This window comes from Paenibacillus phytorum, from assembly GCF_013141715.1.
GTDB classification, from domain to species: domain Bacteria; phylum Bacillota; class Bacilli; order Paenibacillales; family NBRC-103111; genus Paenibacillus_E; species Paenibacillus_E phytorum.
This window is the reverse complement of record NZ_WHOA01000085.1, coordinates 192,898-199,300: the sequence shown is the minus strand read 5'-3', so window position 1 is coordinate 199,300 and position 6,403 is coordinate 192,898. Positions and strand designations below refer to the sequence as shown.

General features: G+C 39.7%; 4 protein-coding genes. 2 read left to right on the top strand and 2 right to left on the bottom strand.

Going from position 1 to position 6,403, the window contains the following annotated elements; translation table 11 throughout:
• Positions 1 to 846 precede the first annotated feature (846 nt).
• Both GC098_RS11540 and GC098_RS11535 read right to left on the bottom strand, forming a co-directional pair.
• A complete protein-coding gene (locus GC098_RS11540; RefSeq protein ID WP_171643304.1) occupies positions 847 to 1,719 on the bottom strand; it encodes an AraC family transcriptional regulator in 873 nt (290 codons plus the stop codon).
• Between the two features lie 262 nt (positions 1,720 to 1,981).
• Positions 1,982 to 4,267 (bottom strand): helix-turn-helix domain-containing protein, encoded by a 2,286-nt coding sequence (locus GC098_RS11535; RefSeq protein ID WP_171643303.1) that lies wholly within the window; start codon positions 4,265 to 4,267, stop codon positions 1,982 to 1,984.
• 240 nt (positions 4,268 to 4,507) lie between these two features.
• Between GC098_RS11535 and GC098_RS11530 the strand changes: the two genes are divergently transcribed.
• The gene (locus GC098_RS11530) at positions 4,508 to 5,485 is read left to right on the top strand and encodes an ABC transporter permease (RefSeq protein WP_171643302.1); all 978 of its coding nucleotides are present in this window, start codon (positions 4,508 to 4,510) and stop codon (positions 5,483 to 5,485) included.
• A 12-nt stretch (positions 5,486 to 5,497) separates the two neighbouring features.
• Entirely contained in the window at positions 5,498 to 6,373 is an 876-nt protein-coding gene (locus GC098_RS11525; RefSeq protein ID WP_171643301.1) for a carbohydrate ABC transporter permease, read from the top strand.
• Positions 6,374 to 6,403 lie beyond the last annotated feature (30 nt).

The following is a 6,403-nucleotide window of genomic DNA, read 5'->3' as shown; positions in this document are numbered from 1 at the left end:
AAAAGTTAGAGGGAGGTTTTCCAGTTAGATGACCGTTTAGAACAATTAACGCCAAATTAACGGGAGGAATTCCTGTTAGATTTCGCTCCGTATCGGAACAAAAAAGAGGCTGCTCGCTAGGTTTTAACCTTTGAGTCAGCCTCTTTTAACCACATAAGAACGCGGTTTTCGGTTCCCGAAAACCAAACCCAACCAGTCCCATATCTTAAACCGCTCAACCGTCCATTTCGTGTCGATTCTCCAGTATAACCGCTCCTTCTACCAAGTAGCCAAATAATTAATGTTCACCCACCTGTGAACATATTCTTGATTATCTACCTGCCCTCGCACTCAACTTTCTACAATATACTCCAATAAAGGAGTGCATCCATCTCATGACCAATCACAGGCCAAAATAGCGTCCCCACGTTACGCGTACCTGCCCTGCATCGACATAATCACAAAAATAGCGGTTCCTCGTTCCCTGCAATCCTCAGATTAGCAGCTTATATGTCCGAAATCACTCCACAGATTTGGATTTGACCAACTGTTTATCTGTATTTGAATAGATTTCTATTTACCTGCCCTCGCACCAAACTTTTAACCATACCCTCCAATAACGGAGCACGTCACATGGTTTACGACAGGTCAATATGAAGCTCTCTTAAATAAGAGAGAAGGAACGAAAATATGTGATTCCCCGAAGGGTGAGCAAATAATCTCGGTACGGGCCATAATATTGGATGGTGAAGGTCGTGCCTTGTTAATAAGGCGTAGTGGTGATAGAAAATGGGGTATGTCGAATATTTATTTCGAGTAGATGAGTGGAAAGGTACTCTTGAAAAAGAGACATTTTGGAATAATAAGCTAACGCAGTTTTTTTCTGTATTTCATCGGTGTTGTGCCTACAAGCTTTTTGAAAGCCTGGCAGAAATAAGGGAAATTGTTCATCCCCACCTCAATGCTGATCTGCTCAATTCCTTTGTTGCTTGTTATTAATAACAGACAAGCTTGTCTGATACGTCTGGCGAGAATATAATCCATCAACGTAGCGCCTGTTTCTTGTTTAAAGATACGAGATACATAATATTTGGATATATGCAGATGATCCGCTAACGTATCGAGTGAAATTTCATCGGCATAATGCCCCTCTAGCCAATTCATGATTTTTTCAGAATAACGAAGCTGTCTTTGTGGATTTAATCCATTTCCATTTTCAATAGGATTTCCAAATCCTTTTGCATAGAGAAATTGAAAAATCTGCAGCAGGAGTAAAGCGAAATTTTGCTGTTTGGCATCGAGCTGGTATTTGGAAAACCCTGCATGATGATGCTGAAATAATTGGCTGATAAAGCTATTATTATCAATTTGCTGGAGAACCTGCTCTTCGAGTTCATTTTTCCATAAATGCTGAAAATAAGCATTCAAGTGTGGAAATGAAGCGAAATAGGGTTCAAATATAGAGGGCTCTAAGGAGATAATCGTTCGTTCGAATGGGGCATCCGGACGAACTTCAACTTGAATGTGATGTAGTTGATATGGTTGCAGGTAGAGGAAGGTGCCAGACTGAATCGTGTAGACTTTGCTATTTACCACAATTTGCCCAGTGCCTTGATGCACATATAAAAATTCCATACCCTGATGGCAATGGTAGAATCCTTTATAATTCTCAGTCGTTATCTTGCGATAGCTGAAGCGATAGGGGATTTCATGTAGTTCTACATCTTCTAAGAATTTCATCGTCTGCATGCCTCCTGATGATTAGCTCAGAATAGTGTAACATGTCCTAATCAATCATGACAAGAAAACAACAATTCCATGCAATACAGTGTAACTATAAAGCAGACAGATTTAATATAATGCAGGAGAGCCATTGCCTAACATGTGAGTTAGCCATGGCTCTTTTCTTATTTTCAATTATCATCATTTTTGATAGTATTTACCAATTTATACACCTCAATCCGGAAACAGCAAATCTTTTTGGAAGGGTCCTCTTTACCGACTAAATGGAAGTGTTTCTGTCTTGGTTTACTTTAACATCCTTTAATCTGTATTCTGTCAGCGAAACCCCGAAGTGCTTTTTAAAGGTCGTATAAAAGTAATTCGACTTCTCAATGCCGCATTTCTCTAGAATATCGTTAATAGGCAGGTTAGTCTGCTCTAAATAATGCTTCATATGTTCCATACGTACAGTTGTTATATATTCGGCTACCGATTTACCAGTTGAAGTCCGAAACAGCCTGCCGAGGTACACAGAAGAGATGGACAACGCATCTGCGCAGCTACTTAGGGAAAGATTCTTATCGGGATACATATTCTGAATCATGTCTACCACTGTGCTGACGATCTCATTCTTCTTTTTGTCTTTGGCACCTTCTTTTAAATGAATAATGTCATCGAACAAACTGAAAAATGATCGCTCGAGCTCATCCAATGTCTCCAGCCCCGTAACATGTTTAAGAAAATCAATGGAGATTGAATTTAGCTTCGATTGTGACCCTTCGACGATCTGATTCATGGAAGTGTGGAGGGAGTAACTCAGATAAATAATAGAATTGATAATGTTGCCGTAAGAGGCATGCTCCATAGTTCTAATCATGTCTCGGTATAATTCCTTTGCGGTTTCACCATTTCCTAGCTTAAGAGCGTCTATAAGCTGTTTTTCCTTTGCAGCCGGAAACATAAAGGCAACATCGTTTACTTCTTGCAATAGTGTTGGAGTCAAAATGCTAGAGTGCCCATATTTCAATCTGTACATGGAAAGGCCCAATGTTTCTTCATAGACCTGCTTGATATGTTCTGCTGAATCTACAACATAGCCAAGCGATGCCGATAAGGATAAGTCAAAGTACTGATGGCTATGGCTCTGAATGTCAGCCACGATGCTCTCAAAAGTTTCATACAAGATGTCTGGAGCATCAGGTGAATCAGTAAGGTCCACCAGAACGACTAATTGGTCGGCTCCAATATCGATCACTTCATTACTATAATGCTGTGAAGTAACTTCTCCTGCTACATTTGCAATAGCATACTTGTAAATCGAACGGTCCTTATCCGTGTACTTCGCTATAAAATCTTGATAGTAATCAATTTTCAAAAGATACAGAAACAGCTTATTTCTAAAATTCAAATTAATAAGAAGCTCTTGTTCTTTCGCAGCCATGCGCTCTGAGGAAAGAATAACGTGCCCGTTTATCACTTTTTTTAGGAAATCGTTCTTTAGGACGGGAGTGTTGTCACGCTGCATAGTTTCCAAATCATTCGTTTTATTGATGAGAGCACCTATGGGCTGGTAAAGCTTTCTTGAAGCGAGAAAGGCAAAGAACACGCCTAAGAGTAGTACGATAAGACAGAATAATAAGGTGATATAGGTGTTTCTTCTCACTGCGGAAAAAACAGTCTCATACGGTGTAATACTCAGAAACTTCCACCTTAATATCTCGGAAGATACATAGGAGACAAGCACTTTTTTTTGATGAAGCTGATCGATGATCGTGCCGGAAGGAGCTGTTGAAGAAAGGATTTGATGCATGTAGTTTTGATCTGCAATATTTTCCATGAACATATCTGGGGACGACTCGCTAATGACGACCCCTTTATCATCTACAACCATAATTTCATTGCCATCGCTGCTCATTTTATTATCCAAGGAAGTGATCGTCAATCTCAACCAGTCCGCATCAACATTTAGAACGATGGCATTATTAAAGTTTGCTTGATTGTCGCTCGTATCTAACAAAATATACGTATAGACATTTGTGAGTTTCGTCTGGGTGCCATTTGGATTTGTGATTTTACGTGGAATGGGATAAAGAATCGGTAGCTTCTTTTGCTCGGCCCCATGTAAAGCTCGAACAATTTCTTGGTCAAAGAATTCGGAGCTGTAATAAAATGTGCCTGGCGCTGAAATGAAAGTGTCAAGCTTCCTATTATAGATATAAGCGGAATGAATGTACGTGTTGGGGAGCGTGAGCGCATCAAGAGTCCTGATAGCGCTGCCAAAAGTTAGAATATCTTCATTGTTACTATTTGCAAAAGCGATGATATAGTTGTTGAGGGACAGTGATTTACAAAAATTCTTAGCGAGGTTGTCCATGTAGACCGAACTGTAGCTGATTTTGGACAAAATGTTCTCGTTCATGCCTTTAACCATAGATGTGGTTGAAGTGGTGTAGTTGTAGTAAAGCAAGGAAGAAAGTACAAATATCAAAGACGTGATAATAGCTATAAATGAAATTAATAATTTTTTATAGATACTTATCTTACTTATAGAGACCACGTTATTCATATTGACCACCCTCGTCTCACATTTTCGTCCTCTTACGTACACCTAATGTATTATATCCACCTCAAAATCTCAATAATAAAGCCGTTAAAGGTTTATTATTTAGAGTTTTGTTAATTTTTGTAGCCATCCAATTTATAAAAATTGTAGTTTTATCCCTTTTTATTGTTTTCAATTTGGATAGACGAGACTTATGATGGGGCTACCAAAATAATTCAGACTGCCTAGCTAAGGAGAATGCCAATGAGTAATGTTACATTGCAACACGAAATCAAAAAACGAGGAAAAGTTCGTCACTCTATACCTGTAATAGGAGAGCTTGTTAAGAATAAGACATTTTACTTTATGATGCTTCCCGGGCTGATCTACATTCTTGTCATGTATTACCTGCCTATGTTGGGCGTTGTCATCGCTTTTGAAGAGTATAATCCGATTAAAGGGATTTTCAAGAGTAAATGGATTGGATTCACGAATTTTAAGTTTCTATTCAAGTCGGATGCTATTTTTCAAATCACATTTAATACAATTTTCTATAACCTAATCTTTATTGTACTAGGTATCGGTTTATCGCTCATCATTGCCATTCTGATTAACGAGATAGGCAATCGCATTCTTGCAGGAGCTTATAAGAGCATCATATTGCTTCCATATCTCTTGTCTTGGGTGGTAGCTGAATATTTATTATTCTCTTTTCTAAGCATGGACAAAGGAATTATAAACAGTTTTCTGAACGCATTTGGAATTGAGCCTGTTCTGTGGTATTCAGAACCCGGCTATTGGCGGTTTATCATACCTGCGGCTTATGTATGGAAGAACATCGGTTACTTCTCGGTCATTTTTGCGGCAGGAATTGCAGGGATTTCCACCGAGTATTATGAAGCTGCGAAAATGGATGGGGCAAATAAGTTTCAACAAGCCATCAAGATTACAATCCCCATGCTGGTACCGATCACGCTCACTTTACTGCTTCTTCAGGCTGGGAAAATCTTTTACGCTGCATTTGGGGATTGGGGACTGTTCTATAACCTGCCCAAGGAGTCAGGCGTATTGTTCAGTACCACGAATGTAATCGACACCTATGTTTACAGATCTTTGAAAAGTATGAGCGATTTTGGGATGTCTTCTGCTGTAGGATTGTACCAATCATGCGTTGGATTTGTCCTGGTTCTTGCATCAAACTTTTTGATCAGACTCTATGATCGTGACAGCGCATTGTTTTAGGAGGATGATAGAATGAACAAACGATTTACGATATCCAGCACTGTAATTAATTTAAGTTTTATGGTGTATTGCACCCTATGTCTGATCCCGCTGCTTGTTGTACTTTCCATCTCCTTATCAGACGAGCAGTCTATATTCCAGTTCGGCTATCATCTCATTCCCTTGAAATTTAGTCTGAATGCTTACCAATTCATACTTAATGGGAACTCACCCATAATCAGAGCCTTCCTTGTCACCATCATCGTTACACTCGCAGGTACACTATTGCATCTTATTATCTCGTCTTTGTTTGCATATAGCCTTTCAAGAAATGAAGTGAAGTATAGGCATATCGTGTCCTTCTTAGTTGTATTCTGCTTATTGTTCAACGGAGGATTAGTACCATGGTATATTCTGCTCTCAAAGTATCTTCACCTGAAAGATACACTATATGTGCTTTTCGTACCTTACTTAGTTTCATCGGTCAATGTTCTTATCATGAGGAATTTTTTTAAAGCCTCAATTCCAGAATCGATTATAGAGTCTGCAAGAATAGATGGTTCGGGTGAGTTTCATACTTTTATCAAGCTGGTGGTACCTCTATCGACGCCAGTGCTCGCAACCATCGGTCTTTTCACTGCGGTCTTTCTTTGGAACGACTGGTTTACTGCGGCATTATTCATTGAGGACGGCAAGCTGTACACGTTGCAGTTTCTACTTCAGTCTATTATGAACAACATCGCTTTCCTCCAAGGGAATGCTTTGACTGCGAAGGCGGCAGCCGCCCAACCCGACGAGACAGCCAGGATGGCAACATGTATCATTTCAGTGGGGCCGATCGTACTTGCTTACCCTTATTTGCAGAAATATTTCGTCAAAGGACTTACGCTAGGCGCAGTGAAATCTTAAGGTGTGGCTTTATCGGGCTTGGGCCCGTAT